Consider the following 1,559-nt stretch of genomic DNA (forward strand, 5'->3'; position numbering starts at 1 on the left):
TCCGGACATGCGCACGCCCATCGCCAATGCCCTGGCCTGGCCGGAGCGGATTGACTCGGGTGTGGCACCGCTGGATCTGTTTGCCATTGCACGGCTGGACTTCCAGGCGCCCGATGAAGAGCGTTTCCCTTGTCTGCGTCTGGCCCGTCAGGCAGCCGAGGCGGGTAACAGCGCGCCGGCGATGCTCAATGCGGCGAACGAAGTGGCGGTGGCGGCATTTCTCGACGAGCGGGTTCGTTACCCGGAAATCGCGAGTATCATCGAAGAAGTATTGAATCTGGAGCCTGTAGTGGCAGTGGGCGATCTCGAGGCAGTGTTCACGGCAGACGCGAAGGCGCGATTGCTGGCCGGACAATGGTTGAGTCGTCACGGGCGGTAAAWGCTGCGGATAGTTGACCCAGGCAGCAGCGGATCGGATTGCGGAGAAAGTAGATGAGCGCGCTCTATATGATTGTCGGCACCCTGGTCGCTCTGGGTGTGCTGGTTACCTTCCACGAGTTCGGCCATTTTTGGGTCGCGCGTCGTTGTGGGGTCAAAGTGCTGCGCTTCTCCGTAGGCTTCGGCATGCCATTGCTGCGCTGGCACGACAAGCAAGGCACCGAATTCGTCATCGCCGCGATTCCGTTGGGCGGYTACGTCAAAATGCTCGACGAGCGCGAGGGTGAAGTGCCCCTCGATCAGCTCGGCCAGACCTTCAATCGCAAGTCCGTTCGTCAGCGCATTGCCATCGTAGCTGCAGGGCCGATAGCCAATTTCCTGCTGGCATTGGTGTTCTTCTGGGGTTTGGCAATGCTCGGCAGCGAGCAGGTGCGTCCAGTCATCGGGGCTGTCGAGTCCGGCAGTATTGCGGCCAAGGCGGGTTTGAGCCCAGGCCAGGAAATCGTGGCCATTGATGGTGAGGCGACTTCAGGCTGGGCGGAGGTGAATCTGCAATTGGTTCGTCGCCTGGGTGAAAGCGGCTCGTTGCAGATAATGGTTCGCGAACAGGGCTCCACGGCTGATTCCCCTCGTGAACTTGCGCTGAACAAATGGCTCAAAGGGGCTGACGAGCCGGACCCTATCCACTCGTTGGGGATTCGCCCGTGGCGCCCGGCATTGCCGCCTGTCCTGGCTGAGCTCGATCCAAAGGGGCCAGCTCAGGCTGCCGGCCTGAAGGCGGGTGACCGGTTGCTGGCGCTTGATGGTCGTACGCTGGATGACTGGCAGCAGGTCGTCGATACCGTCCGTATGCATCCTGACACCAAAATCATGCTGCGGGTTGAGCGCGACGGTGCTCAAATCGACGTCCCTGTGACGCTGGCCGCTCGCGGCGAGAGCAAGTCACCCAGCGGTTACCTGGGGGCTGGGGTGAAGGCGGTCGATTGGCCACCGGAAATGATCCGCGAGGTCAGTTACGGGCCATTGGCAGCGATTGGCGAGGGGGCTCGACGCACCTGGACCATGAGCGTGCTGACCCTTGATTCACTGAAGAAAATGTTGTTCGGCGAGCTCTCGGTAAAAAACTTGAGTGGACCGATAACCATTGCTAAAGTGGCGGGCGCTTCGGCCCAGTCGGGTGT

General features: G+C 61.0%; 1 protein-coding gene and 1 pseudogene. Both read left to right on the forward strand.

Going from position 1 to position 1,559, the window contains the following annotated elements:
- Positions 1-379 (forward strand): annotated as a pseudogene (locus ACXRVY_RS28325) (1-deoxy-D-xylulose-5-phosphate reductoisomerase); the annotation flags it as partial.
- A 53-nt stretch (positions 380-432) separates the two neighbouring features.
- Positions 433-1,559, forward strand: a 1,127-nt coding sequence (rseP, locus tag ACXRVY_RS28330) for an RIP metalloprotease RseP (protein ID WP_458238871.1), incomplete at its 3' end; no start/stop codon positions are given.

Source organism: Pseudomonas sp. P5_A2_2 (genome assembly GCF_054177685.1).